Annotated in this window: 21 protein-coding genes; 4 read left to right on the forward strand and 17 right to left on the reverse strand. The window is 65.9% G+C overall.

Translation table 11 applies throughout. From position 1 onward, the window contains the following. Positions 1-696, forward strand: a complete 696-nt coding sequence (locus tag ACRVY7_RS00960; protein WP_431815663.1) for a PIG-L deacetylase family protein — start codon at positions 1-3, stop codon at positions 694-696. On the opposite strand, the gene ACRVY7_RS00965 is transcribed toward ACRVY7_RS00960, so the two are convergent. From ACRVY7_RS00965 to ACRVY7_RS01000, 8 genes are all read right to left on the reverse strand, one after another. Then, positions 683-2,269 carry an APC family permease gene (locus ACRVY7_RS00965; RefSeq protein WP_431815664.1) on the reverse strand — a complete coding sequence of 529 codons (1,587 nt, stop codon included), beginning with the start codon at positions 2,267-2,269 and terminating at the stop codon, positions 683-685. The genes ACRVY7_RS00960 and ACRVY7_RS00965 overlap by 14 nt on opposite strands. A 162-nt stretch (positions 2,270-2,431) precedes the next feature. Beyond that, the gene (locus ACRVY7_RS00970; RefSeq protein WP_431815665.1) at positions 2,432-3,718 is read right to left on the reverse strand and encodes an LLM class flavin-dependent oxidoreductase; all 1,287 of its coding nucleotides are present in this window, start codon (positions 3,716-3,718) and stop codon (positions 2,432-2,434) included. A gap of 24 nt (positions 3,719-3,742) precedes the next feature. Next, a complete protein-coding gene (locus ACRVY7_RS00975) occupies positions 3,743-4,627 on the reverse strand; it encodes an LLM class oxidoreductase (protein ID WP_431815666.1) in 885 nt (294 codons plus the stop codon). A gap of 46 nt (positions 4,628-4,673) precedes the next feature. After that, positions 4,674-5,948 (reverse strand): acyl-CoA dehydrogenase family protein, encoded by a 1,275-nt coding sequence (locus ACRVY7_RS00980; protein ID WP_431815667.1) that lies wholly within the window; start codon positions 5,946-5,948, stop codon positions 4,674-4,676. Between the two features lie 76 nt (positions 5,949-6,024). Further along, positions 6,025-7,233 carry a GNAT family N-acetyltransferase gene (locus ACRVY7_RS00985; RefSeq protein WP_431815668.1) on the reverse strand — a complete coding sequence of 403 codons (1,209 nt, stop codon included), beginning with the start codon at positions 7,231-7,233 and terminating at the stop codon, positions 6,025-6,027. Next, positions 7,230-8,546, reverse strand: coding sequence for a hypothetical protein (locus tag ACRVY7_RS00990; RefSeq protein ID WP_431815669.1), 1,317 nt, complete (start codon positions 8,544-8,546; stop codon positions 7,230-7,232). The genes ACRVY7_RS00985 and ACRVY7_RS00990 overlap by 4 nt, the downstream gene beginning before the upstream one ends. Continuing rightward, positions 8,543-9,343, reverse strand: a complete 801-nt coding sequence (locus tag ACRVY7_RS00995) for an alpha/beta fold hydrolase (protein WP_431815670.1) — start codon at positions 9,341-9,343, stop codon at positions 8,543-8,545. The genes ACRVY7_RS00990 and ACRVY7_RS00995 overlap by 4 nt, the downstream gene beginning before the upstream one ends. 199 nt (positions 9,344-9,542) lie before the next feature. After that, on the reverse strand, positions 9,543-10,499 hold the full coding sequence (locus tag ACRVY7_RS01000; RefSeq protein WP_049699642.1) for a L,D-transpeptidase family protein: 957 nt from the start codon (positions 10,497-10,499) through the stop codon (positions 9,543-9,545). Positions 10,500-10,707: 208 nt separating this feature from the next. Between ACRVY7_RS01000 and ACRVY7_RS01005 the strand changes: the two genes are divergently transcribed. Beyond that, positions 10,708-11,667 carry a phosphotriesterase family protein gene (locus ACRVY7_RS01005; RefSeq protein ID WP_049699643.1) on the forward strand — a complete coding sequence of 320 codons (960 nt, stop codon included), beginning with the start codon at positions 10,708-10,710 and terminating at the stop codon, positions 11,665-11,667. A gap of 73 nt (positions 11,668-11,740) precedes the next feature. Then, on the forward strand, positions 11,741-13,273 hold the full coding sequence (locus ACRVY7_RS01010) for an AMP-binding protein (protein ID WP_431815671.1): 1,533 nt from the start codon (positions 11,741-11,743) through the stop codon (positions 13,271-13,273). A 63-nt stretch (positions 13,274-13,336) separates the two neighbouring features. Here the strand turns inward: ACRVY7_RS01010 and ACRVY7_RS01015 are convergent, their stop codons facing one another. The 8 genes from ACRVY7_RS01015 to ACRVY7_RS01050 form a co-directional block, all read right to left on the reverse strand. Further along, the gene (locus tag ACRVY7_RS01015; protein WP_049699820.1) at positions 13,337-14,044 is read right to left on the reverse strand and encodes a TetR/AcrR family transcriptional regulator; all 708 of its coding nucleotides are present in this window, start codon (positions 14,042-14,044) and stop codon (positions 13,337-13,339) included. 68 nt (positions 14,045-14,112) lie between these two features. Further along, positions 14,113-15,150: a phosphotransferase family protein gene (locus ACRVY7_RS01020; RefSeq protein WP_431815672.1), complete on the reverse strand. Its 1,038-nt coding sequence runs from the start codon at positions 15,148-15,150 to the stop codon at positions 14,113-14,115. Positions 15,151-15,158: 8 nt separating this feature from the next. Continuing rightward, positions 15,159-16,424 (reverse strand): acyl-CoA dehydrogenase family protein, encoded by a 1,266-nt coding sequence (locus tag ACRVY7_RS01025; RefSeq protein WP_049699645.1) that lies wholly within the window; start codon positions 16,422-16,424, stop codon positions 15,159-15,161. A 43-nt stretch (positions 16,425-16,467) separates the two neighbouring features. Beyond that, positions 16,468-17,292: an SDR family oxidoreductase gene (locus ACRVY7_RS01030; RefSeq protein WP_431815673.1), complete on the reverse strand. Its 825-nt coding sequence runs from the start codon at positions 17,290-17,292 to the stop codon at positions 16,468-16,470. A 72-nt stretch (positions 17,293-17,364) separates the two neighbouring features. After that, on the reverse strand, positions 17,365-19,218 hold the full coding sequence (locus ACRVY7_RS01035) for an ABC transporter permease subunit (protein WP_431815674.1): 1,854 nt from the start codon (positions 19,216-19,218) through the stop codon (positions 17,365-17,367). Next, a complete protein-coding gene (locus ACRVY7_RS01040; RefSeq protein WP_431815675.1) occupies positions 19,215-20,399 on the reverse strand; it encodes a polyamine ABC transporter substrate-binding protein in 1,185 nt (394 codons plus the stop codon). The genes ACRVY7_RS01035 and ACRVY7_RS01040 overlap by 4 nt, the downstream gene beginning before the upstream one ends. Further along, complete coding sequence (locus tag ACRVY7_RS01045) at positions 20,396-21,511, reverse strand: ABC transporter ATP-binding protein (protein ID WP_431815676.1); 1,116 nt, start codon at positions 21,509-21,511, stop codon at positions 20,396-20,398. The genes ACRVY7_RS01040 and ACRVY7_RS01045 overlap by 4 nt, the downstream gene beginning before the upstream one ends. Continuing rightward, the gene (locus tag ACRVY7_RS01050) at positions 21,508-23,160 is read right to left on the reverse strand and encodes an amidohydrolase (protein WP_431815677.1); all 1,653 of its coding nucleotides are present in this window, start codon (positions 23,158-23,160) and stop codon (positions 21,508-21,510) included. The genes ACRVY7_RS01045 and ACRVY7_RS01050 overlap by 4 nt, the downstream gene beginning before the upstream one ends. 200 nt (positions 23,161-23,360) lie before the next feature. Here ACRVY7_RS01050 and ACRVY7_RS01055 point away from each other — a divergent pair, with 200 nt between their 5' ends. Next, entirely contained in the window at positions 23,361-24,752 is a 1,392-nt protein-coding gene (locus ACRVY7_RS01055) for an NAD(P)/FAD-dependent oxidoreductase (RefSeq protein WP_431815678.1), read from the forward strand. Between the two features lie 452 nt (positions 24,753-25,204). Here the strand turns inward: ACRVY7_RS01055 and phoH2 are convergent, their stop codons facing one another. Next, a complete protein-coding gene (gene phoH2, locus ACRVY7_RS01060) occupies positions 25,205-26,512 on the reverse strand; it encodes an RNA 5'-3' helicase PhoH2 (protein WP_049699651.1) in 1,308 nt (435 codons plus the stop codon). Positions 26,513-26,714: the final 202 nt, after the last annotated feature.

Raw genomic sequence — 26,714 nt, forward strand, 5'->3', positions numbered from 1 at the left:
GTGGCAGATCTCGCGCCCTTCCCCACCGACTGGCAGACCGCGCTGGTGCTCGTGGCGCACCCGGATGATCCGGAGTACGGCATGGCGGCAGCGGTCGCGAAGTGGACGGGCGAGGGCAAACACGTCGTGTACGCCCTGGCGTCGAGCGGCGAGGTCGGCATCGAGGGCATGGCGGCGGCCGAAGCAGGTCCGCTTCGCGAGGGCGAGCAACGCGCGTCTGCCGCCATCGTCGGTGTTGACGACGTGGAGTTCTGGGGCTTTCCGGACAGCAACATTCGCAACACTCCCGAGCTGCGCGCGGCGATCGCCGAGACGATCCGACGCGTCGGCCCGCAGGTGGTGCTGTCGCTGTTCGGTGGGGCCGAGTGGGCGCCCGGGACGCCCAACCAGTCCGACCACATGGAGTTCTCCGCAGCGGTTCTCGACGCATACGATTCACTCGGCGACGACGCCCCGCAGTGGCTGTTCGAGAACGGCCCGCACGCCACGCATGCCGTCGACGTCACCGAGCAGGTCGACGTCGCAGTGAGTTCCCTTGCGGCACACGAGGTGTACCTCGGCGTGCTCGATCCCGGTACACCGGTCATCGAGCAGGCCCGAGCTCAGATCGAAGCCGTGACCACGCCGCGCGACGACTTCGGTGGTCGTCGCGCGGCGTGCTTCGAACTCAAGCGGCCGCGCGCTACTTCGGCGTGATGGACGAGCTGGTCTCGGGTTCGTCGGCCTGCAATTCGTCGGCCTGCAGTTCGTCGGCGATGTCGGCGTCGGCAAGTCGCTCCTGCTCCTCTGCGGACAGAGTCTGAATGGTGCCGATACGCGCCGCGATCTCCGGTCGCGTCACCCGGAGGTAGACGTACCACGCCACGCCCGCCGCGAGTATCGCGAGGTACACGAACGGCAGGATGTTGAACGGGAACTCCGGAACCGGGTACAGGTTGTTGACGATCACGTAACCGAGAGCCACCACCGCGAGGCCCGACACGATCGCACGGAACGGCGTGAGCGCCTTGATCTTGTACAGCCAGATCGGTGTCGCGATCACCACGAGCAGATAGCTCACCAAGAAGCCCCAGTTGGTGACGTACGCGCCGTACACGTCGAAGACGGTGCGGCCGGCCGAACTGAAGGTGGCCACAATCGAAAAGACAAGTGCCGCAGCACCGACGAACGCGACGCCGACCCACGGTGTGTGGTACTTGGAGTGGACCTTGGCGAACACGCGCGGCAGTGCACCCTCGTGCGCGAACGTGAACAGCGACCGCGCAGCCGAACTCGTGACCGCGGTGACGAAGACGATGAAGGCGACCGCGACGGCAGCGCTCGTCACCGGCTTCACCCAACCCACGCCGGACGAGTCAGCGAGCTGCGGCAGAATCGCCTTGTCTCCGTTGATCCCGTCGAAGTGCAACACCTGCGGATACGTCGCGATGATGTACAGCACACCGATGATCAACACGACGCGCAGAAGCGCTTTCGAGATCGACCGGTGCGCGTCCCGCGCTTCGGCACCGAGCGAGGCAACGCTTTCGAAGCCCGCGTAGGCACCGACCGCTGTCACTGCCGCCACGAATGTCGAGCTGTGGCCGAGGTTCGAGAGGCTCCACTGCTCGGTGTCGAAGTGCCACCCGTAGGAGACGTAGGCGGCCACGATGATCACTGCGATGGAGATCAGTGCGATGACCTCGAACACCAACTCGTACTTCGCGGCGAGCGACGCACCGCGGATGGGTAGGTACACCGCGAGCCCGACGACCAGGAAGACCAGCAAGAGTCGGAACCATGAAGCCTCCGAACCGATTCCGAGTTCGAGAAGGAAGGAGTCGACGTAGAGCACACCACCGAGTGTCCCGGTCACTGAGAATCCGATGTAGCCGATCAGCAGGCTGAAGCCTCCGACGAACGCGAACGCGGGTCCGAGCCCGTTACCGGTGTAGGTTCCCAACGAGCCGGACGACACCGTCCGCCGCGCCTGGAAGCTGATGGTGGTTGCCAGCAGCACGGCGATCACCAACCCGATGATCGCCGCCCACGCGGCACCCTTGCCCGCCGCGGTGTACAGCGCGAACGGAACGGACGCGACAGCGACGCTCGGTGCCGCGGCGGCAAGGCCCTGCGCGAAGACCTCCCAGGAGCCCAGCGTGTTCGAGCGCAGACCACCCGGTTGCTCTGTGACCGTCGATCCGGCGGCTGCGCCTTCTGGCACGTGCGGTGGCGCTGGTGGTGTGTGCGCCGCCTCGGGCGGGCGCGTCGACGTCGAGTCGGTGGTCATCTCGATTCCTCTCGGACACCCATCGCCGAAGACGGTTACTACCCGGCCGTCGGATCTGGGTATCTTATGTATTGCGCTGTGCGCGAATGGGATTGATCGAGAGAAGTATGCTGGCCGACGACGCTGTTGCCAGCCCTTATTCTCTGCGCGGTTCTATCCCTGTCATCCGAGCGGCGCCGACGACGCCGCGGCACGCAGATGTCCACGCAGAGTGTCGGTCTCGTAGTCGTGGCGGTAGAGCCCCCGTCGACGCAGGAGGGGCACCACCTCGTCGGCGATCACAGCGAGACCGTCGATCAGCGCATCCGGTTGCAGATTGAAGCCGTCGATCGCACCCGCGGAGAACCAGTCGTCGATTCGATCGACCAATTGCTCTGGGGTGCCCACGAATCCGGCGTGGCCCGAACCCGTGTAGCGGGTCTGCCGCAGGTACTCGCGGACCGTCGGATTGGTACGGCGGATCTGCGCGACGATCGACTCGCGGAAACCGATACTGCCACTGAAGGTCTGGAGGTCGGCCGGTCCGGCGAGCACGTCCTCGGGGAACGGGGCGTCGAGATCGAGTTTTGTCGCGTCGACGCCGATCGCGTGCGACAGCCAGCCGACCGAGTACCACGCCGGACTTCGGTCGTGGAGTTCGTCGTTCCGCCTTCTGGCTTCCTCCTCCGTGCTGCCGAGGGAGACGAGCAGACCGGGAAGGATCTTCACGTTGTCGGGTGATCGACCGTATGCCAACGCTTTTCGCTTCACCAGACGATAGTGTTCGACGGCTTTGTCGCGTGTCAGTTCTGCGGCGAAGACGCCCTCGGCGACCCGCCCCGCCAGGTCGCGGCCGGCAGCCGACCCGCCCGCCTGAAACAACACCGGATGCTCGCCACGCGACGGCGTGCGCAGCCGCCCCTCGACGGAGAAGTGGGCTCCCCTGTGCCGAACCTCGCGACCCGTGTCCGCGGATGCCCACAGTCCACGGACCACATCGACGAACTCGCCTGCGCGCTCGTAGCGATCGTCGCGTGGCGGGACGTCGGGTTGCCCGAAGTTTCGCGCCGCCGCGGGGCCCCGGGTGGTCACGATGTTCCACGCCGCCCGACCCCGTGACAGGTAGTCGAGCGTCAGCAATCGCTCGGCGAGCTCGACCGGATCGTTGAACGTCGTCGACGCCGTGGACACCAACCCGACCCGCTCCGTCGCCGCCGCGACATGTGCCCAGTTGACCGTCGGCTCCAGATGCGCCGGATTGGCGTCGTATGCAGGGTCACCGAGTGCGGGGGCGTCGGCGAGAAAGACTGCGTCGAGTGTCCCTCTCTCGGCGATCCGACCGATCTCTTCCCAATAGTCGGGCGAGACAAACGATTCCGCGCTCAAGCCCGGTGTCTGCCATGAGGCGGGCACGTAGCCGAGGACGAGTGCGTTGATGCCGAGTATGACGTGGCCGTCGCGTCGGGTCATGAGAAGTTCCTCTCGGAGTGGAGGTCAGGGTACGTCGAGCGGCTCCGGCCGTGCGAATGCCACCCGACGAAGATCCCGCGGTGCGACGGGTAGTCCGAGCGCAGCCCGCAGCGACAGGTCCGGCGCGATCGGTCGGGAGATCGCCAGCAGCTTCTCCGCCGCATCGGCCAGCGCTGCGGGCGACAACTCGTCGTCGCGCAACAGAATTCCCTCGACATCGGTCGGCAACTCTGCCGTCGACGAAATCTCACGGACAGCGCTGGTCGGCCCGACGACCAGGTCGACGTCGCTGCGGGTGCCGGCCTCACGCACGCCGGAGTGGTACGTCGCGATCACCGACGGACCGCTCGCGGGTTCCGGCACCGTCAACGGACCGGCGATCCGGTAGGGGTTCTCGAGGTCGGCGAACTGAATCTGGTCCGACTCCACGAAGATCCCCGACGCACGGTCGGCGACGACCGACGCGAAGGGCCAGGTCTGTTCCAGGACTCGTACCGCGTGCGCGATGTCGTCGACGGACACTGCGTCGTGGGTCCACGGGTCACCTGCAGGCACGTACGGGTCCCTCACGCCGAGGAGCACGCCGGTTCTCCCCCGCGAGAGATGCCCGGCGGATGCGACTCGTCGGGCGAGGTTGTAGGGATGATCGCGACGCGACGACGCCGTGAACAGGAACCGGGACCGTGGAGCCTTCCTTGCGAGAAAGGTTGTCGCAACGGAGGATTCCAGCGTCGTGCGACCGGCCGGCCCGGCGGCCCCGCCAACGTCGTCGGCACCATTGACCCGATCGATGCCGACGACGGTGAACGCCAGCGGCAGCGAATCCCAGCGCGCGGCGAGCGCACGATCCGCCAACAGCGCGCCCACCTGCTCACCGGTCAATCCGACCGCGACGTACGGTGCACTCATCTGCCCTCTCCCCTCAGTTGCCCTGTCCCTTCAGTTGCCTGTCTCCTCAGTTGCCCTGTCCGCCGCGGCCGAATGCCGAGAAGTCGGGTACGGGGTCGACACCATTGACCAGCCAGTTGCCCACGATGCGCGCCTTGTAGACCCGCGGATTGTGCGAGGCGAGGGTGCGCGCGTTGCGCCAGTGGCGATCGAGTGCCTTGTCGGTGGAGACTCCGGATGCGCCGAGCGCGTCGAAGATCTCGGTGGTTGCCGCGAGTGCGGCGTCGATGATGGTGAGTTGCGCGTGGTCTGTGGCCAGTTGGGCCTCCGTGACGCGAGCCCTGCGGAGGTCGAGGTCTCCAGATGCGTGCGCCTCGGCGATACGATCGAGCGTCCGACCCACCTCACGCAGCGCGGCGTCTGCGGCGTAGGCACGCGCCGACACTCCGCCGATCACTGCCAGCAGCTGAGGGTCGTTGGCGGGCACCGCATCCAGTCCCTGCGGATAGTTGCGCTTGCGTGCCCGGAGAGCCTCGATCCCGTCTCGCAGGGATGCGTGGATGATTCCGGTGAGTACCGCGAGGATCGCCACCTGGTAGAAGTGACCTTGGTAGACAAAGCGTTCGGTGATGTCGAAGACGTTGTCCGGCTCGGCGGGCACGTCGACGTAGCGTGCACTACCGCTGGCGGTTGTCTGTTGCCCGAATCCCGTCCAGTCGTCGACGAGTTCGACACCGGGATCGTCTCTGCGCACGAGCGCGGTGAGCAGGCCGCCGCCGTCGGACTTGCCGATCACGTCGAGCCAATCGGCGAAAAGGCTTCCGGTGGCGTAGAACTTGGCTCCGCTGACGAGGTAGCGCTCGTCGTCACGTCGAACCGTTGTCGCGATTGTTGCATACGTGCCGTTGTTGGCCTCCGTCCAGCCGCCGCCGACGAACTCGCCTGCGAGGAAACGCTGGATCCACCGATCGTTGCCCGCCGACTGCGGCGCGTTGAGTCGATCTTCGACGAATGCCAGGTGGTTGCGGAACACGTGCGCGATGTTCGCGTCCGCGGCGGCCAGTCGCGACAGCAGCAGAAAGGTCTGTTCCAGTGACGCGCCCAGGCCGTCGAACTCCACGGGAATCCTGATGCGGCCCAGTCCTTCTCGGACCAGTTCGGCAACCTCGTCGTAGCCGAACGAGCGGTCGTGTTCGCGCGCGACGTTGGAGGCCGCGATGCGCTCGAATGCCGGCGCGAAGCGCTCGACGAGCTGATCGTAGTCGGCGGTCGGCTCGCGCAGATAGGTCGTCCAACCCTCGACCTCGTGCGCGGAAGCCGGGTGTGTGGTGGTTTCGGTCATCGGGAGATCCTTCCTGTCGGCGAGGGCCGACACATGACGTACGGGTTGCGTGCGGTGCGGGCGGAAAACAGTCTCGTCAGAAAACAGTGCCCGCGAAGGGCAGTGCGCCCGTGGCGAACAGGCCGTCGAGTCGGTCGACAGCCGACGCGGCAGACACGTCGACGCGTCCGACGTCTGCCAGCGACCGCCACCGCGTCCCGCCGAGATACGCAGCGGCGAGCGTCGCCACATCGGTCGTTGCATCGGACTTGCCCGTCACGCGTTCGGTGCCCTTGGGCCCGATCTCGAAGACCGCGTTGTTGCGATCGATGAGCGGGTCGACCACCTCGAGCCGGACCGGGTCGTCGATCCGGTACGTCCTTGCGCGAAGCGCCGATTCGACGTCGACGAGCCGCAGCCACGTCTCGTCGTGCGCCGCGCCCAGCCGGACTGCACGCGGGTCGGTGACGGCCAGCGGCAGCGAATCATCCAGTGCGACAGCGGGCCACTCGATCACATCGACGAGGTCGAGCGTCAGCAGGTGACGCCACAACGCTGCCCACGCGGTCGGCCGTGACGCCACGAAGTCGACGACGGTGATCGTCTTGGCGTCGCTACTGAACCAATGGTCGGGGTCCTCCGGCTTGTAGACGACGTAGCCGTCGTCGACTCCATCGGAGCTGTGCACGGCGACGTAATGCTGCACGAGTGCGGCGTCGCGTCGTAGTTGCTGCAGTCGCCACCAGCCTGCCGGGCGGTCGATTGCACCGACCCACGTTGCGGCACGTCTGTAGATGTCTTCCAGTAGTTCGGTGGTGACCGCGTCGTCGACGAGGCGCACGTCGTTGGTATCACCGTCGGGCACGGTGTCGCGCAGCCTCGCTCGGCGCGCGTCGATGGTCACGGCCCGACTCGAACTCGCGATCCCGTAGCCGAAGCGTTCGTAGATCACGGCCTCGGAGGCACGCAGCGTCGCCACCACCTCTCCCCGGTCGGCGATGTCATGCAGTTGACGCTCGATGAGTCCGGTGACGATTCCCCGGCGACGGTGGGTCGGCAGCACGCCGACGTGTGTGACGGCCGCGTGGGGAACGCGTGCACCGCCCGGCACGACGAGCTGGCTCGAGTAGGAGTCCGCGCCCCCGACGATGACCTCGGAGTCGAATGCGCCCAGATACCGGCCCTCCTCGGTGATGGTCGCGGCGTCGAGTTGTCCGAACCGCAGCCCGACCATCGACCGGAGGAACACCCGGAAGGCGGCATTGACCTCGGCGGGGCCGGACAGCGGTCGGATCGTAACGCTCATCGATGCCACGTCCGGTCATGATCACGGTGGGTATCCAGATATGCGCCCGGCCCGAAGTGGTGGTCGTAGAAGTCGGTGTCGATGTGTTGTGCCTGAAGGTAATTGAGGATGTGCACCGTCGGCACGGTACCCGGGATCTTCCCGAAGGTGTCGTCGACGTACGAGATCTGCTCGGTGAGCAGTCGAACGAAGTCGTCGTCGTAGCGCGCGGCCAAACCGCGAACGCGCGGGTTGTCACTCCACGGTCCGGGGGTGTCCGGATGAAATGGCCCACCGGGACCGAACTTTCGCTCCGTAAATCGTGATACCGCCTCGGCAGCGTCTGCGACGTGCGGACGCGACAGGGTTTCGAACACGCCGGGCAGTCCCGTCGGATTCGGTAGGGCCCAACGGTCGTCGGTCTGGACCTCGAAGCCGAGCCCTGGCACCGCGGGATCGCCCGAAGCCCCGAGGATCGAGAGCCGGTCGATCCCGTCGAAGGTCCACCCGCCGAGTCCCAGCGCGCCCAGAATGAGATGGCCGTTGTAGGCGGCGGTGATCAGTTCCGCGCTCGCCTCGGCGAGCGTGTACTGCTCGACGAACGACAGCGGGAACGGGTCACCGGCGTGGCGCAGCGAAGAGTCTGTGCCACCGGGGATCTCACGTCCGTTGATGTCGTCGTACAGGCCATAGCCGTTCTGAAGGAAGAAGGCCACGTTGGCGATGAAGTGCTGCGCCAGGTCGGCGATCGGTATGACGAGCAGCGAACCCGGATGGTTGGCGATCCAGGTGTTGTGGCCCTCGAGGTAGGGCTCTTCGCGCGGGAGGTAGATGCGCTCGTCGGAGATCTTCCGGTATCGACCAACCGTCTCCGCGAGCCACGATTCGATGTCGGTATCGGACGCCTTCCCCTCCTCCGGCAGTTCCCCTCGCGGTTGTGCGTCGCGGCTCGACAAGAAGTAGGTACCCGAGTCGTCGGTGAAGAAGAACTCCGTGGTGTGAAACCCGGCCGCGGATGGGAATGTTCGGCCCGTTGCGGTGCCCGAGTAGTTCGGTAGCGCGGGCGCGTATCCGGGGTGGTGGCTGATCCCGAAGTTCCAGCCGGTCACTCCGGTGACCGCCGCGAGGACGATCGCGCGCTCGGTGTCGCTCAGCGGCTGCACCGGCTTGCGACTGGCGAAAGCCAATTCGCCCGAGGGGATTTCACCGCCGACCGGGAAGCGGCGTGATCGCCGGCCGGTGATCGCCCCGAGCAGCGGAAAGCTCGTGAGGTCGGCGAGCGCACGCCGTTCGTGCTCGTCGAGCGCGAAAGTGGCTGCGGCAGTTGAGGTCATGCGTTCGCTCCGGTCAGGGCGTGATCGACGACGTGGCGGCCGACGTGGTCGGCCACCGCGCGGTGGGCCGTCTCGTTGAGCACGTCGTGCGCGGCGTCGTCGATGATCTCGACGCGAAGTCCGGGCAGTCGGTCCTGCCAGGCGAGCACGCCGGTCACCGGTGCGATCTGGTCGTCCGAACCGTGCACTGCCAGAACGGGTGTCGACAACGTAGGCAGTTCCTCGTCGAGCCGCGCCCACGCCGGTTCGAAGAGTGCCTTCAGGACCTCGACGACATCGGCTCCGGTGAACGCCAACGGATCGTTGGCCAACTCGTCGCGATAGAACGGGTCGGCAGACAGCGCGTCGAGGTCGAGTTCGAAACTGCCGCCAGCCTCGGTCACCGAACTCAGCCACGGTAGCGGCGACAGTGGGGCACCGGAGATCACCACACTGGAGTACCTCGACGGCTGATCGAGCGCCGAGAACAGTGCACCGAGACTGCCGAGTGAATGTCCACTGATCGCGATCGGAAGCTCCGGCGAGTGTGCAGCGGCAAGGTCGGTCAGGGCTCGCGCGTTGTGCACCACGGCGTCGTACGATCCGACGTCGCCGCGCTCACCGTCGGACAGCCCGTGACCCTGCTGGTCGAGTGCCCAGAGTTCGACGCCGTGCGCTGCCAACTCCGCTGCGTAGCGGTGGTAGAGCCCCGAGTGCTCCCCGAATCCGTGCAGAAGTATCAGCGCGGCTGTCGGCGTGGTGTTGGTTGGCCAGTGCCGGTAGAAGATCCGGCCCTGCGCGCCGTCGAAGAAGGGCATGGTTCACTCCTGTTGTGGGCTGTGATGCGCCCGAGAAGCATCGCGCACCACCACATTTCACGACAGGCTTTGAACCATCCGGATTCTGAGCCGACACCCGCGCCCCTACATGTGTGCCATATCGAAGGACGTGGGTGCTGCAGCACCCACGTCCTTCGATTCGACCCACAGTCAGCGCGTTGCTACTGGCCCCGGGGTGCTATTTGGTCCCGAGCAGAGTCGGGATGAGGTTGACCAGTTGCGTCAACAGATCGCTCAACCCCTTGTCGCCCAGGATGTCTGACACTCCCGGCACGCTCGGCGTTGTGGGCGTCTTCGGCGTCGTTCCCGACGGCGCGGTGGTCGACGGCCCGTCGCCCGTGGGGGCGGCGGCGTTGACGCCGATGGTGATCTTGGGGTGCTTGGCAGGGTCGAGCCACGCGAGGATCTTGCGCATCACGTCGCGATCGATTGCGACGCAGCCCATGGTCGGCTCACCGTTGGTGACGTGGAGGAACATCGCCGACGCCTTGCCGGGGGTGCGCTGCGGGTTGTGCGCGATGTTGACCGCGTAGTCGTACACCGGACCCGCGTCGTAAAGGTTCTCGCTGTCGCCGCCGGGGCTGTTCGCCTGGCGCACATGGGTGTTGTACGTCGGGGACTTCATGTTGGAGTCCCACCAGTCCTGACGCGTCGCCTGGAAGTACGGCATCTTGGTGCCGGGATTGGCCTGCCTACCGAACGCCTGGTCCAGCGCGAAGGTGCCTTCCGGCGTGCGGTACACGTTGTCCTTCGGCTCCCCCATTCCCAGCGAGCCCAGGAACGCCTTGGTCGGCCCGAACACGGGCTTCCACGACTTGTCAGCGCCCTTCTCGAATGCGGTGAGCGTCGCGGTCGGGTCGGACGCCTTCGGTGCCGTGACCACGATCATCTGGCCCGTATCCGACGCTTGCGGCCCCGGCTTCGACGATCCGTTACCCGCGAGGGTGTCCAAGATTCCGTCGACCTGCGGGATACCGAGAGAAGGCGACGTCGGTGTCGGAGTGTGGGGTGTGGTGGGTGATGTCGGGGCGGGTGATGTGGGAGTCGTCGAGGTTCCCGGCGCGGCCAATGCCTGGCCGGCACCGGCAACGATTGCAGCCATCACCGCAATCACTACAAGTCCCAACAGTCTCATTCGCCTCATCAGTAACTTCTGCACCACACAAGTGTGGCAAATGGCAAGACGGCGTGAGTCTCAGGGGCATCACAGTGCTGCACTGATCGGGTGACAGAGCGGCAAACTGCTACTTGAACATGAACTCAGCCTCATCTATTGTCTCTTGGTGACGTAGCGCACACTGACCGAAGTCAGCGACTACTCACACACGTCGAAGGGACAACCGATGAGCACTGTCAACACCGTCACAGGCCCCGTGGACTCGGGCGACCTGGGTTCAACACTCATCCACGAGCACATCTTCGTCCTCGGCGAGGAGTACCGAGAGAACTATCAGGACGACTGGGACGAGGATCGCAAGATCGCCGACGCCGTGCGCGATCTGCGCGAGCTCAAGGGTCTCGGTATCGACACCATCTTCGACCCGACGGTGCTCGGCCTCGGCCGCTACATCCCCCGCATCAAGAAGATCGCCGATCAGGTCGACCTGAACATCGTGGTGGCAACCGGCCTCTACACCTACAACGACATTCCCTTCCAGTTCCACTACACCGGCCCCGGGCTGCTCTTCGACGTCGACGAGCCGCTGGTGAACTTCTTTGTCCGCGACCTCACCAAGGGCATCGCCGACACGGACGTGCAGGCCTCGTTCCTCAAGTGCGCCATCGAGGAGCAGGGACTGACGCCCGGCGTCGAACGCGTGATGCGGGCCGTCGGCCAGGCACACGTTCAGACCGGCGCTCCGATCACCGTGCACACCAACCCGCACACCGGCTCTGGCCTCGTCGCGCAGCGCGTGCTGCGCGAGGAGGGCGTCGATCTGACCAAGGTCGTCATCGGACATTCCGGGGACTCGACCGACCTCGACTACCTCATGAAGGTCGCCGACGAGGGATCGATCCTTGGCATGGACCGCTTCGGGCTCGACGTCCTGCTGCCCTTCGACGACCGCATCAACACCATCGTCGAACTCGCCAAACGTGGCTACGCCGATCGGATGGGACTCGCCCACGACGCGTCGTGCTTCATCGACTGGTTCGATCCCGAGGCCAAGAAGCAGGCGGTCCCGAATTGGAACTACCGCCACATCAGCGAGGACGTGCTCCCCGCTCTGCGCGAACGTGGTGTGAGCGACGCCGATATCACGACCATGCTCGTCGACGTCCCGCGCCGCTACTTCGAGTGACCGCCATGCACCCGGGGCGAGTAACCGCCCCGGGTGCACACAGCTCCACACCCCTTCTGTCATAAGGAATCTCATGGCCAATCCAGTAGCCGCCCTGTGGAAGGGTGCCGACACCTATCCCGATCGCATCGCGGTACGCAGCGGCGAGCGCATCCTGCGTTACGGCGACCTGCGTGCTCGAATCGCCCGCAGCGCAGCGCGTTTCGCAGCCTCGGGAGTCTCTCCCGGTGACCGCGTACTGCTTGTTGCGCCGTCGATTCCCGAGTTCGCCATCGCCCACTACGGTCTCCATACGATCGGCGCCACCATCATCACGGTCAACACGATGTCGACCACCCACGAGATCGACTACGTGGTCGACGATTCCGGGACCTCGTTGATCGTCGCGTGGCACGAGTCGGCAGCGGCGGCCGATCTGGTCGCGACGAACCGCGGCCTTCCGTTCGTGGAACTGAAGCCGTTCGAGGATGATCCGGTTACGGACGCGCCGTCGGTCGAGGCCTATGTCGAACGCGACGAGCACGACACCGCGGTCATCCTGTACACCTCGGGGACGACCGGGAAGCCCAAGGGCGCTCAGTTGAGCATCGCCAACGTCAACGCGGCTCCGATCGCGTTCCGTCCGGCGCTGCGAATCGGCGATGAAGAGCGTTGGGCCACAGCACTTCCCCTGTTCCATTGCTTCGGGCAGGTCGTCGTGATGCACAGCGCGCTGACCTGGGGCGGCAGCCTGTCGCTGCTGTCCCCCTTCGCGCCCGTGGAGTTCATGAACCGAATCCGCGACGAGCATGTCACCATCGCGTGCGGCGTTCCGACGATGTGGAATGCGATGTTGCAGAACGCATCCGGATACTCATCCGACGATTTCGTCGACCTGCGACTGGCGTGCTCGGGCGGAGCGTCGATGCCGGGTGAGGTCATTCGTGCGTTCGCCGACAAGTTCGGCTGCGCGATCCTCGAGGGTTACGGCCTCACCGAGACCGCGGGCACCGCGACCTTCCGCGACCTCGACGGCGAACCGAAGGTCGGAACCGTCGGACCGGCGTTGCCGGGCTTCACCATCGAGGTTCGCGATCCCGACGGCACACCTCTCGGCGCCGACGAGGTCGGTGAGATCTTCCTCAAGGGGCCGACGGTGATGACCGGCTACTGGAACCGTCCAGAGGCCACCGCGTCCGAACTCGTCGACGGATGGCTGCGCACGGGCGACATCGGCGCGATGGACGCCGACGGCGACCTCCGGATCATCGACCGCGCAAAGGATCTCATCATCCGCGGCGGCTACAACGTGTACCCGAGAGAAGTCGAAGAGGTGCTCTACACCCACCCCGACATCGTCGAGGTCGCCGTCATCGGTGTGCCCGACGACCACTATGGCGAGGAGATCGCCGCGGTCATCGCGTTGCGGCCGGACGCCGTGCTCAACACCGATGCCCTGCGCGGCTGGGCGAAGGAACGACTCAGCGCCTACAAGGTTCCGCGGATCGTCCACGTTGTCGATGCACTACCGAAGGGTGCGACCGGAAAGATCCTCAAGCGCGCGATCGACCGTGATTCGCTCCGCGAACTCAGCTCGACGGGCTCTGGTACACAGCAACCTCGATGAGGTTCCCGTCGAGACCCTCATGGCCCGATGTTGCGCACCCGGGAGAACGTGCCCGTGGGGCACTCAGTCGCGCGGGGCCGCACCGGGACGGCGAAGGCCGATCGCGTTGACCCACAGGTGGGTGGCGGTGTCGACCATCGCGTCGATGTCCGACGGCTCGCCGCCGACGATGAACGCCTGGTAGGCCATCCGCGACACCATGCCCGACAACGCCGCGGCTGCGGCCGTCGGGTCGAGTTCTGGATCGGCGATGCCTCGCTCCTGCAACTCCCGAATATGACGAGCATTGCGTTCGACGAACACGAGGCTGCGCTGGCGCCGCCTCTCACGGAACTCCGCCATCGTCGACGACACCTGTTCGAGCACCAGACGCAGGCCGGCATTGCGCCGATACGCCTCGAAATAGGCTCGGTTGGCCGCGGCGAGGATCTCGGTCGGGTCGTCGTCGGAACCCGGCTCGACGTGCGGGTAGCCGGGATGCAGCATGTCTTGATGCGCTTCGGCGAGCACAGCGTCGAGGATCTCTTCTTTGCTGTCGAAGTAGGTGTAGAACGACCCGATCGAGCACTGCGCCTCGGTGGTGATGTCGGTGAGCCGTGAATCGGCGAATCCGTCGCGCTCGAAGACCGTGCGCGCCGCCGACACCAGAGCCGCCCGCGTTCTCTCTCCGCGAGCGGTCAGGGGTTTGCGCACCGCGCTCGGAGCACCCGAAACCGACGGCACCTCGAGCGCGGTGTCGTGCGCGGCGGTGTCGTCGGTTTCGGTGCTCATCTGGGTCTCCTCGGCGATCTCGGGCCTCACTTCACGACCGGACAGTCTGATCGATCAACGGTATCGGGTCACGCCAATCCTGCCTCGTCGGCCATCTTGCTCGCCTTGTCCACGAAGCGGTCGACCAACTCTGGGGTTGGGGCGCCGACGACGGCGCGGTTGGTCGGGTCGTCCTGAATTCGACGCACCACGCCCTCGACGATGATGGCGACCTTCCACAACCCCAGCGTCCGCCAGTACTTGAGCGCCTCCGGATCACGTCCTGTGATTCGCAGGTAGTCGGCTGCCACGTCGGCCGGGGTCGGGAAACCCTCCATGGTCTCGGCGCTGAATCGTCCGGGGATCTCCTCCCCCACCTCAGGCCAGTACGCCAGGGTGCTGCCGATGTCGGCGAGCGGATCGCCGAGCGTCGACAGTTCCCAGTCGAGAGCCGCCTGCACGTCACCGGTCTGCGGGTCGACCATCACGTTGCGGATGTGGAAGTCTCCGTGCACCAGGGACGTCTCGTGCTGCTCCGGCACGTTCTCCGCGAGCCTGCGAGTCAACGAGTCCAACTCGGGGATCTCCCGCGTCTTCGAGTGCTCCCACTGCGCGGCCCACCGCTTGAGTTGGCGTTGCGCATACGGCTTGTGGCTGGCGAGATCGGTCAGTCCGGTCGCGTCGAGGTCAACCGCGTGAATATGCGCAAGCGTCTCCATCATCGACGTCCCGACGTTGCGGCGTGCGGGCAGCGGAAGAAGCTCCGCGTTCTCCCTCTTCTCCAGCGAGATACCGTCGACGAAGTCCATGACGACGAGCGGCACCGGAGCCACCGCTTCGTCGGTGCACACGCCGTACACCTTGGGTACGGGCACGTCCGTCGGTGCGAGCGCCGACAGAATCCGCGCCTCACGGGCAACGTCGTGGGCCGACGCGAGCAGGTGCCCGACGGGAGGTCGGCGCAGCACGTAGCGCCGACCCGACCCGTCAGCAAGCAGATAGGTCAGATTCGACTGTCCGCCACCGATTCTCGTCGCCGTGACCTGGCCGTCGAGGCTGATGCCGTTGTCCGACAACCACGCCCGCAGGGCATCGGAGTCGACGTCGGGGATGCCGAGGTCTGTCACCGATGCACTCACCACCGCGCGGCCAGAGCCTGATCCGTCACGCCGGCAACGGTTTCCGGAACCGGACCGGTGCGGTACGGGCGCAGTTCACGACGCGCGATCGACCGCTTGTGCACCTCGTCGGGACCGTCGGCCAGTCGCAGAGTCCGGATGTGTGCGTAGGCCATGGCGAGGGGGAAGTCGTCGGTGACGCCCGCGCCGCCGTACACCTGGATCGCACGGTCGATGATCTTGAGCGCGACGTTGGGCGCGGCAACCTTGATCGCCGCGATCTCGGTGGCGGCAGCCTTGTTGCCGACGGTGTCCATCATGTCGGCGGCCTTCAGGGTGAGCAGACGCACCATCTCGATGTCGATGCGCGACTCCGCGATCCAGTCCTGGATGTTCGCGCGATCGGCCAGCGGCTCACCGTAGGTCACACGCGCAACGGCGCGCTCACACATCAATTCCAGTGCGCGCTCTGCCATTCCGATAGTCCGCATGCAGTGGTGGATGCGTCCGGGTCCGAGGCGTGCCTGCGCGATGGCGAAGCCCTCGCCCTCACCCTTGAGAACGTCGGCTGTGGGCACGCGGACGTTGTCGAAGACCAGTTCGCCGTGGCTTTCACGATCGACGTATCCGAAGACGGGGAGGTTGCGCACGATGGTGAGGCCCGGCGCGTCGGTGGGCACGACCATCATCGACTGCTGCTTGTGTGTCGGCGCCGTCGGATCGGTCTTGCCCATCACGATGAGCACCTTGCAGTCGGGACGAACCGCGTTGGACGCGAACCACTTACGCCCGTTGAGCACATACTCGTCGCCGTCGCGGACCATCGAGAGCTCGATATTGGTGGCGTCCGAACTCGCGACCGCGGGCTCCGTCATGGCGAAGGCCGACGAGATCTCACCGTTGAGCAGCGGCTTGAGGTAGCGCTCCTTGTGCTCGTCGGTGCCGAAGAGCGTGAGCACCTCCATGTTGCCCGTGTCGGGTGCGTTGCAGTTGAACACCTCCGACGCCCAGACCACGCGACCCATGATCTCGGCGAGCGGCGCGTACTCGAGGTTGCTCAGGCCCGGGCCCCACTCCTTGTGCGGATGGAAGAGGTTCCACAGCCCCTCTGCCCTGGCCTTCTCCTTGAGCTGGTCGAGGATCTGCGGGTTGGCGTGCGGATTGTCGAGCTCACGCATCTGCTGCTCGTACACGGCCTCGTTGGGATAGATGTACTGGTCCATGAAGTCGAGCAGGCGCTGGCGGTATTCCGCTGCGCGCGGCGACATCTCGTACAGACTCATGAAATTCTCCTTGTGGTGTAAGGCTTTCGGAGGAACAGGGTTGTCACGCGTTGGTGAGTTGCTCGCGGAGCGTGTTCTGGTACCGACGCATCCCGCGCAACCAGCGGTCGTAGTCGGCACCCTTGTTGCGGTACATGTCGAGTACTTCGGGGTGCGGCAGGATCAGGAAGTGCTCGTCGTCGATGGCAGCGAGCACGACCTCGGCCACCTCGGACGGCGTGAGCACCCGGCCGGCGGTCTCGACTGCGGCCTGCATCAGCATCTCGTCGCCGTTGTCCGGTGACGTGGGCGGGCGGAGCAGTGCGGTGTCGACACCCATCGGGCACAGACAGCTCACCTTGACGCCGTCATCGCCGTAGGTGACGTTGAGCCATTCGGAGAAGGCGACGGCGGCGTGTTTCGTGGTGGAGTAGATCGGCGACCCGAGCTGGGTCAGCAGACCTGCCGCCGACGCTGTGGAGATGAAGTAGCCGTTGCCGCGTTCAACCCATTCGGGAACGAGGCGACGAGCCGCACGAACGTGCGCGAGCAGGTTGACGTTGAGCGCCAGATCCCAGTCGGCGTCCGACGCCGCCAGTCCCGGTCGGCCTCCGATTCCCGCGTTCGCGACGTAGATGTCCACAGCACCGAACCGGCTCTCCGCGAGCGCGACGGTTGCATCGATGTGCGTCGACGAGCCCGCATCCCCTGCCAGCGTCGCCACGTTCTCGCCACTCGGATCAATCTCGGCGGCGGCACGCTCGAGCGCCTCGTCGTCGAGGTCGGTGGCAACGACCCGTGCCCCACCCGCGACGAGCGCACGCGCGATGGCGGACCCGATTCCGCCCGCCGCGCCTGTGACGATGGCAACATTTCCGTCGATGTTCATAGACGAAACCGTACTTGAACCCAATTTCAGGTTCAAGTACGGTTTCGAAATTTTTCGATCTGCTCGACCGGGTCAGCCCAGCATCTTCGCCATCGAACTCGAGTCCTCACCGCTACGGCGAAGGATCAGGGCGGAGACGGCAAGTACCGCCAGCGTGAGTGCCAACATCAGCGTCGACATCGCAGCGACCTCCGGCCGTAGCGCGACACGCACGTTGGAGAACACGTACACCGGCCACGGCGTGTACCCCGGCTGCTGCACGAAGGTCGAGATCACCACGTCGTCGAGGCTGAAGGTGAACGCCAGGAGCATGCCCGCGATGATGCCCGGCATCGCGGCGGGCAGGATCACGTGACGCAGTCGAGCCAGTGGCGACGCATACAGATCCGCGGCGGCCTCCTCGAGCGCGGGATCCAGCGACGCGACTCGCGCTCGGACTATGAACGTCACCACGACCATCGACACCACGGCATGTGAGATCACGAGCCGGAACAGGCCGTTGTTGAACGGGCTCAGACCACCGTCGACGCCGAGGGTGACGTACCACGGAAGGAAGGCGACGGCGTCAGCGATGTCGGGGGTGACAAGCGTGACGGTGAGCAATCCCAACAGGCCGATCGACCACCATCGCGGTCGACGGGAGATGCCGATTCCGATACCGGCGAATCCGCCGAGCACCGTTGCCAGCAGCGCGGAGAGCACGCCGACCTCCAGCGACACCTGCACCGAACGCACGATGGTGTCGTTGGTGAGGGCGTCGGAGTACGCGGTGAAGCCGAATGAGTCGAACTGTTGCAGCAGCCGACCGGTGTTGAACGAATACACCACGATCACCGTGATCGGCAGGAACAAGAACAGGAAGACGATGACCGCCCACGCCTTGATCGCGAAGGTGTACCAATCGCGTTGTGTTCGAAGCGGCTTCATCGTCAACGGGGCCAGCGGACCCGACTTCTCACCCGTCGCATCCACAGCTGGAACGTTGAAGACGCGCCTGTCGAGCACGGTGATAACGGCTCGCACGACAAGGCCCGCGAGCACGACGCAGATGAGCACCACGAGCATCAGCGAGACCGTCATGGCCGAACCCAGGGCCCAGTTCTGCGCGGTCTCGAACTGTGCGGCGATCATCTGGCCTGCCATGGTGCCCTTGGCGCCACCGAGCACCGACGGCGTCACGTAGTCGCCCATCAGCGGGATGAACACCAGGAGCACACCCGACGCGATGCCAGGTGCCGCGAGCGGCAGCGTGATCCGGAAGAACGTGGTCCACCGGTTGGCTCCGAGATCGCGACTGGCCTCCCGCAGTGAGAGTCCTGCCCGGTCCATCGCGACGTAGAGCGGGAAGATCATCAGCGGCAGGTAGTTGTAGACGACGCCGATCTGGACCGCGGCACGCGTATAGAGGATGCCGAGCTCGCCCAATCCCGCGCTCTGCATCGCGCTGGACAACCATCCCGTCGGTGCAAGGGTGATCTGCCAGCCGATCGTGCGAACGAGGAAGTTGGTGAAGAACGGCACGATGATCAACGCGAGGTACAACGGTCGACGTCGCGGATTGCTCTTCACCGCAAGCCAATACGCGAATGGGACGCCGATCAGCAGAGTGAGCAACACGCCGACGACTGCGATCTGCAACGTATTGGTAAAGGTCGAGCGATAGTCCGCACCGAACGCCTCGCCGTAGTTGTCGAGCGACAACCGGTCGGTCGCGTACGTGGTGAACTGGTCGGGCTTGTAACCGAAGCTGTACCAGATGACAAGCGCGAGAGGAATGACGAAGAAGAAGACGAGGTACGCCCACGCGGGGAAGGTCAGCCCGCCGGCCCCGAAGAGTCGTTGTCGCAGTGGCGGTTTGGGGGTGTCGGCAGCGGGTTCGGGCTGTTCGTGCCCGGTCTGTGAAGGCGTCAGGATGTCGGTGGTCATCGGGCGCTCCTCGCCTGCATCTGATTGAGGATCTCGGTGCGTTCCTGGGTGGCGGAGTCGACGGTCGCGACGACCAGCCGGTTGACGATCTCGTCCGAGGGGAACAGCAGTTCCGGGAAGGGCAGGTCTGCGGCCTTACCCTTCTCCGACATGCCCTTCACGCCTGTCTGATAACCGATGTACTGGAGTTCACGGAACGACACCTCCGGGTCGAGCATGTGGTTGATGAACGCGTACGCGGCGCCCGGATGCTGGGTGCCCCGCACGATCGCGAAGTTGTCGGTGAACAGATTCGCGGTCGGCAGCGGATAGACGAATCCCCATTTGTCCGGGTCGCTTTCGTTCATCAGGGTCAGCCGGGCGTCACCATTCCATGCCTGCAGCAGACTGTACGAACCGCCGGAGACGATGGAGGTGATCGACGAGTTGTAGCCCTGGATGGTCGGGGCGAGTTGGTTGACCAAGATGTTGCGCGCGGCCGACAGGCTCTTGGCATCGGTGGTGTTCGGGTCGATATTCATCGCGCCCATCGCGATCGAGACGACTTCCCACGGATCTTCGACCACGCTGACCTTGCCCTTGGCAGGCCCCCGAGCGAGACTGATGAAGTCGGCCCACGACGTCGGCGTCTTGTCGGTCAGCGACTTCTGATACATGAATCCCGTTGTGCCCCAGTTCTTACACGCGGCGTGCCGCGACTTTGGGTTCCACGGCGGGTTGAAGAACCGCTCTTCGAGGTTCGCGAGATTGGGGATGCGCGAGTGGTCGAGTTCGTCGAGAAGTCCGTGCGCAACCATCTGCGGGATGTAGACCCCGGTCGGCACGATGACGTCGTAACCCGAGGTTCCGCGTGCCGCAGCGAGTTTCGCGATCATCTCTTCGTTGGAGCCGAAGGCGTCGACCTGCAGGCGCACCCCGAACTTGTCGCGGTAGGCGTCGAGATCGGCCGGGTCCTCGTAGTCGCCCCAACTGTAGTAATTGAGCTGACCCTCAATGTCATTCGAGAGAGGTTTCGACGGCGCGATGGTCTTGTCGCCACCACACGCCGTCACCGCGAGACCTGCTACCGTGACGCCGATCCCGGCGAGAAAGCTGCGACGGGTGATGCGCGAGACCGCGGCCCTGGGAACGAGCGCGCGCACCGTCGTCGACTCGGTGTCCATGTCGTGCTGTGGTCTCATTTCGTGAACACCCGCGTATCCGCCTGCGAGAACGTGCATGTCACGCGCTGGCCCTCGTGGAGATCGGGGAAGTTGCGTGTTGCGCCACGCACCAGCACCTCGGTATCCGCGTCTGTGGTGACGACGACCTGGGTGAGGTCGCCGAGGAACGAGACGCCTGCCGCCGTCCCCGAGACGACGTTGTCGGCGGCGTCGATGTCGGCCTGTCCCTCGGCGAACCAGATCGCCTCCGGACGGATCGCGACGACGAGATCGCCGCTGAGACCGTCGACATCGTCCGCCACGGCGAAGGAGCCGTCGGTGGTGGGCAGTCGTCCGTCTTTCAGCGTGCCGGTGACGTCGAAGAACGTCTGCTTGCCGACGAAATCGGCGACGAAGCGGTTGACCGGCTTGGCGTAGATGTCTTTGCCGTCACCGACCTGGGCAACCCGCCCCTCGCTCATGACGACGATGCGGTCGCTCATCGACAGCGCCTCCTCCTGGTCGTGCGTCACGAACACGAAGGTGGTGCCCAGATCCTTTTGCAGCAGTTTCAGTTCGATCTGCATTTCCTCGCGAAGCTTGCGGTCGAGGGCACTCATCGGCTCGTCGAGCAGCAGGACGTCCGGCCGGTTGGCCAGCGCCCGCGCGAGCGCGACACGCTGTTGCTGTCCACCCGACAACATGGCGGGCTTGCGGTCGGCGAACCGCGTCATCTGCACCAGTTCTAGAGCTTCGGCCACGCGCTGCCCGATCTCCTTCTTCGGTACTTTGCGTTGCCGCAGACCGAATCCGACGTTCTGCGCGACGGACATGTGCGGGAACAACGCGTAGGACTGGAACACCGTATTCACGGGTCGACGCTCCGGCGGAACGTCGATGATCGACGCGCCGTCGAGCGTGATCTCGCCCTTCGTCGGCCTCTCGAAGCCTGCGAGCATGCGCAGCAACGTGGTCTTGCCGCAGCCGGAGGGGCCGAGCAGCGAGACGAATTCGCCTGCGGCTACGTCGAGATCGATGTCGGTCACCGCGACGTGACCGTTGTCGTACACCTTCGTCACGCCGTGCATCGAGATGGCGCCGCGCTGCGCGGTACTCACCTCCGTCGGCTTGGTGGCTTCGACTGCGGTCATGGTTTGGTCCTCTCGTAAACGATCTCACCGTCGGCGACGGTCAGGTCGGATCTGGTATTCCAAAGCGAATCTGGTTGCTCTGCAAAGGGATTACGGTCGGCGATGACCAGGTCTGCGCGCGCTCCCGGCCGGATGACCCCGACCTGGCCACGCCTGTTCAGGTGCGCCGACCCGCTGGTGTACGCGGCAAGGGCTGTCGTGAGGTCGAGCGCCTGTGCGGGAAGAAGCGGTTCGACGCTCTCGCCGGGTGGAATGCGGTTGACCGCAACCGAGATCGCGGCCCAGGGATCGGGAGTGCTCACGGCCCAGTCACTGCCCATGGCCAGCGACGCCCCCGACCGCGCGAGCGACCCGAACGGGTAGTGCCACTGGTAACGCTCGTCGCCGATCGCCGAGCGTACGAGCGTCACCATGGAGTCGTCGTTGCACGCCCAGAGCGCCTGCATGTTGACGGTCACGCCGAGTTGGACGAAGCGGCCGAGGTCTGCGGGGCGAACCAACTGCAGGTGGGCGATGTGGTGTCGACCCGCCGTGAGGCCGTTCGCGACTCGCGCGGCCTCGACAGCGTCGAGCGCTGCGGTGACGGCGGCGTCGCCGATCGCATGAAAGTGGATGTCGAGTCCCGCGGCGTCGCATGCGATGACCGCCTCGGTCAGCACCTTCTGGTCGAAGTAGGCCAGCCCGGTGTCGGCGGGTGCGCACGCGCAGTCGCGACAGTACGGTTCCGACATCGCGGCGGTGCGGTTCTCCACGACGCCGTCGACCATGATCTTCACCGAGTGCATGCTCCAGCGTCGACCGGCCGTGCTCACCCGACGTGCGGCGAAACCGGCAACGACGTCGTCGATGGCCCAGCGGTCGAGGTCTCGCGGTAGCCACGACGCACCGACGACGTCCGCGGTGAGGTCACCGGACTCCTCCGCAGCGGTGTAGACCGTGTCGAGGTCGGCCATGCCGGGGTACTCGCCGACGATGGCCTCCTGCCACCCCGTGACGCCGAGCGAATGGAGGTACTCCTGGGCGGTGAGCAGGCCGGCGTACTGCTCGTCGACGTCGGGCTGCGGCACGAACCGGGAGACGAGGTCCATTGCTCCCTCGTGCAACGTCCCGGTGGGTGATCCGTCTGCCGCGCGCTCGATGCGCCCGTCCGACGGGTCGGGCGTCGTGGCATTGATCCCTGCGAGTTCGAGGGCTCGCGAGTTGACCCAGGCGTCGTGGTGATCGCGGTTGAGCAGGAACGCCGGACGGTCGTCGACGACGGCGTCGAGTGCGCTCGCGGTGGGGCAGCCTCGATCGAAGTGACTCATCGTCCAGCCCGAGCCGACGATCCACTCCCGATCGGTAGCGAGCGCGTATGCGGCGATCGCATCGAGCGTCTGCGCGGCATCGTCGGCGTCGGTCAGGTCGCACGCGTTGCGATCCACGCCCGCTGACAACGCGTGGATGTGCGCGTCTGTGAATCCCGGGTGCAGGAGCCGTCCGGCCAGGTCGACGCGCTCGGCCGACGGAATCTGCGCCACGACGCGTTCGACGGCCCCGACCGCGACCACTCGCCCGGACCGTACGCCGACCGCCATGTCGTCGTGAAGGCGATGCCCGTCGAAGACCGGACCCGAGTGGAAAACGGTGTCCGGAAGCGGTACTGCCACGAGCGTTGCGATCCTTCCGTGCCGGCAGCCTGGGTCGACGGCCTCGCGACCGCCGACTGCGACAAGCTCCCCCAAGCGGTAGCTGGACTACCGAAATCCGATGTACTTGCGGAGAATCGTCACTGATTCCGCAGGTTTTCTCCATCTGAACGGACGCTTCTTAATCTGCTCGCAACATTCGGTGGCTTACGGTCTGTGGCATGCGCAATGGAGAAGTCTCGTTCTGGTATTCGACAATCGATCCCGTCCGGCGTCGTTCGCCCCTGGGTGGAGACCTCGACGTCGACATCGCCATCGTCGGCGGCGGACTCACCGGTCTGTGGTCGGCGTACTACCTCCGTGAGGCGCTTCCGGACGCCCGCATCGTGGTGCTCGAGAAGGAGTTCTGCGGCTTCGGCGCCTCCGGGCGCAATGGCGGCTGGTTGTCGGCAGAGGTGCCGGGTAACCGGTCGCACTATGCCGACATCGCCACGTCACGCGGCCGTGACGGCCTCGAAGCGAATCGTCGACTCACCGCCACCATGCGCTCAGGCGTCGACGAGGTACTCGCTCGCCTCGCCGCCGAAGACATCGACTGCGACGCGGTGAAGTCGGGCGTGCTCCACATCGCGCGCTGTCCGGCGCAGGAATCGCGACTGCGTGAGGAGCTCGACGCCGAACACCATTTCGGCGCGAGCGACTGGGAGTACCTCGACGCCGATGCCCTCGCGGATCGACTCTCGATCCGCGGCGCACAAGCGGCGATGTTCTCGCCGCAGTGCGCACGGGTTAATCCGATGAAACTCACCCGTGGCGTGGCCGACGCCGTCGAGCGCCGCGGGGTGACGATCCACGAGGACACCACCGTCGTCGAGATCAGCCCGCGATCGGTCCGCACCAACCGCGGGACCGTTCGTGCCGAGACCATCCTGGTCTGCCTCGAAGGTTTCACCGCGACCATGCCCGGGCGACACCGCACACTGCTCCCCCTCAACTCGTCGATGATCGTGACCGAGGTGCTCCCGGAGGCGATGTGGGACGAGATGGGTTGGCAGGGAGCAGAACTGCTCGGCGAGACGGCACACGCCTACACCTATTCGCAACGCACCGCCGACGGTCGGATCGCGCTCGGCGGACGCGGCGTGCCCTACCGATACGGCTCCGGTATCGACCATGACGGCGAAACCCAGGAGCGCACCGCGCAGTCACTGGTCGACGCCCTGCACGAGCTCTTCCCCGCGACCGTCGACGTCGAGATCGCGCACGCGTGGTGCGGCGTGCTCGGGGTGAGCCGCGACTGGTCGGCGTCGATCGACTTCGACCCGACAACGGGGATCGGCTCGGCATCCGGCTACGTCGGCTCCGGACTCACGACGACGAACGTCGCCGCCCGCACGCTACGCGACCTGGTCGTCGGAGAGCGGACAGAACTCACCGACCTGCCGTGGGTCGCGCACCACGCGAAGAAGTGGGAGCCCGAACCGCTGCGCTGGCTGGGCGTCGCGTCGATGTACGGCGCCTACCGCGCCGCGGACCGTCGAGAGCTGGCCTCGACGTCGCCGAAGTCGAATGTCATTGCCCGCGTGGCCGATCGGATCTCCGGCCGGGCGTAGGTGGTCGAGCCTGCACCGCTGGTGAGCCGTCACCACTGGTCGAGCCCGACCCGCTGGTCGAGCTTGTCGAGACCACGCCGCTAGTCGAGCCTGCCCCGCTGGTCGAGCCCTACCCGCTGGTCGAGCTTGTCGAGACCACGCCGCCGGTCGAGCCCTAACCGCTGGTCGAGCTTGTCGAGACCACCTCACACCGCTCGAATCCCGGGCGCGCGCAAGTGGTCTCGACACGCCGCTCGTCCCTCGCGGCTGCTCGACCAGCGGATGATGCGCGGCTGCTCGACCAGCGGAAGGCGCGCGGCCGTTCGCAGAGCGGAAGGCGGGCGGCCGTTCGACCAGCGGATGATGCGCGGAGGTGGTCTCGACACGCCGCTCGTCCCTCGCGGCTGCTCGACCAGCGGATACCGCTGGTCGAGCCTGCCCCGCTGGTCGAGCTTGTCGAGACCACCCCGCGATCAGTACGTGGCGCCCGGGGCGAACTCCTCGAGCATGTCGGTGACGAGAGCGGCGATCGGCGAGCGCTCGCTGCGCGTCAGGGTCACGTGCGCGAAGAGCGGATGCCCCTTCAGCTTCTCGATGACCGCGGCCACACCGTCGTGACGTCCGACGCGCAGGTTGTCGCGCTGCGCGACGTCGTGGGTGAGCACCACCCGCGAGCCCGTGCCCAGTCGGGACAGCACGGTCAGCAGTACGTTGCGCTCCAAGGACTGCGCCTCGTCGACGATCACGAACGAGTCGTGCAGCGACCGACCGCGAATGTGCGTGAGCGGCAACACTTCCAGCATCCCGCGGCTCAGCACCTCTTCGATGACCTCCGGCGACGCGAGGCCTTCGAGCGTGTCGAACACCGCCTGCGCCCACGGGCCCATCTTCTCGGCCTCGCCGCCGGGCAGGTAACCGAGCTGCTGGCCGCCGACCGCGTACAGCGGGCGGAACACGACGACCTTGCGCTGCGTCCGACGTTCGAGCACGGCTTCGAGACCCGCGCACAGCGCGAGCGCCGACTTTCCGGTACCCGCCTTGCCGCCGAGGGACACGATGCCGACGCTGTCGTCGAGGAGCAGGTCGAGGGCGACCCGCTGCTCAGCCGAACGCCCGTGCAGCCCGAATGCCTCACGGTCGCCCCGGACCAGCTGGACCTGCTTGGCCTCGTTGACCCGGCCCAGTGCACTCGACGAGCCGTGGCCCAACAGCCGAACGCCCGTGTGGCAGGGCAGTTCTCGTGCAGCGTCGAGGTCGACGACCCCGTCGGAGAACAGCGTGTCGATGACGAGCTGGTCGACGTTGAGCTCCGCCATGCCCGACCATCCGGAGACCACGACGTCCTGTGCGTGGTACTCGTCGGCGTCGAGTCCGACGGCGCCCGCCTTGACGCGCAGCGGCGTGTCCTTGGACACCAGCGTGACGTCCTTGCCCTCGGCGCGCAGGTTGAGCGCGCACGCGAGGATGCGGGAGTCGTTGCTGTCGGTGCGGAATCCGGCGGGCAACACCGCCGGATCGGTGTGGTTGAGCTCGACCTGCAGGGTGCCGCCCTCGTCGCCGATCGGCAGCGGGACGTCGAGTCGACCGTGCTCGAGTCGCAGGTCGTCGAGCAATCTCAATGCCTCACGTGCAAACCATCCAAGCTCGTGGTGGTGACGTTTGCCCTCGAGTTCGCTGATGACGACCAACGGCAAGATGACGTGGTGTTCAGCGAATCGTGTGACTGCCCAGGGATCTGAGAGCAGCACGGAGGTGTCGAGGACGTAGGTGCGTGTGGTCACGTGGGCTCCTACGTTTGTGCGGCACCCGCACAAACCAGTTCTTCGATGACCGGCTGGTTCTTGTCCTTTTCTCGGCGTCAGCCGAGATGGACGAGGACCGGGGCCGGCCCCCTCGTGCTGCTGGTGCAACCCACGATGTGAACCTCCCGGACGAACCGCTTCCCCGCGGCCCGTCACTGGTCAACGTACGCGGATGGCGCCG

Origin of the sequence: Gordonia jacobaea (assembly GCF_965344965.1) — a bacterium.
Taxonomy (GTDB): Bacteria; Actinomycetota; Actinomycetes; order Mycobacteriales; family Mycobacteriaceae; genus Gordonia; species Gordonia jacobaea.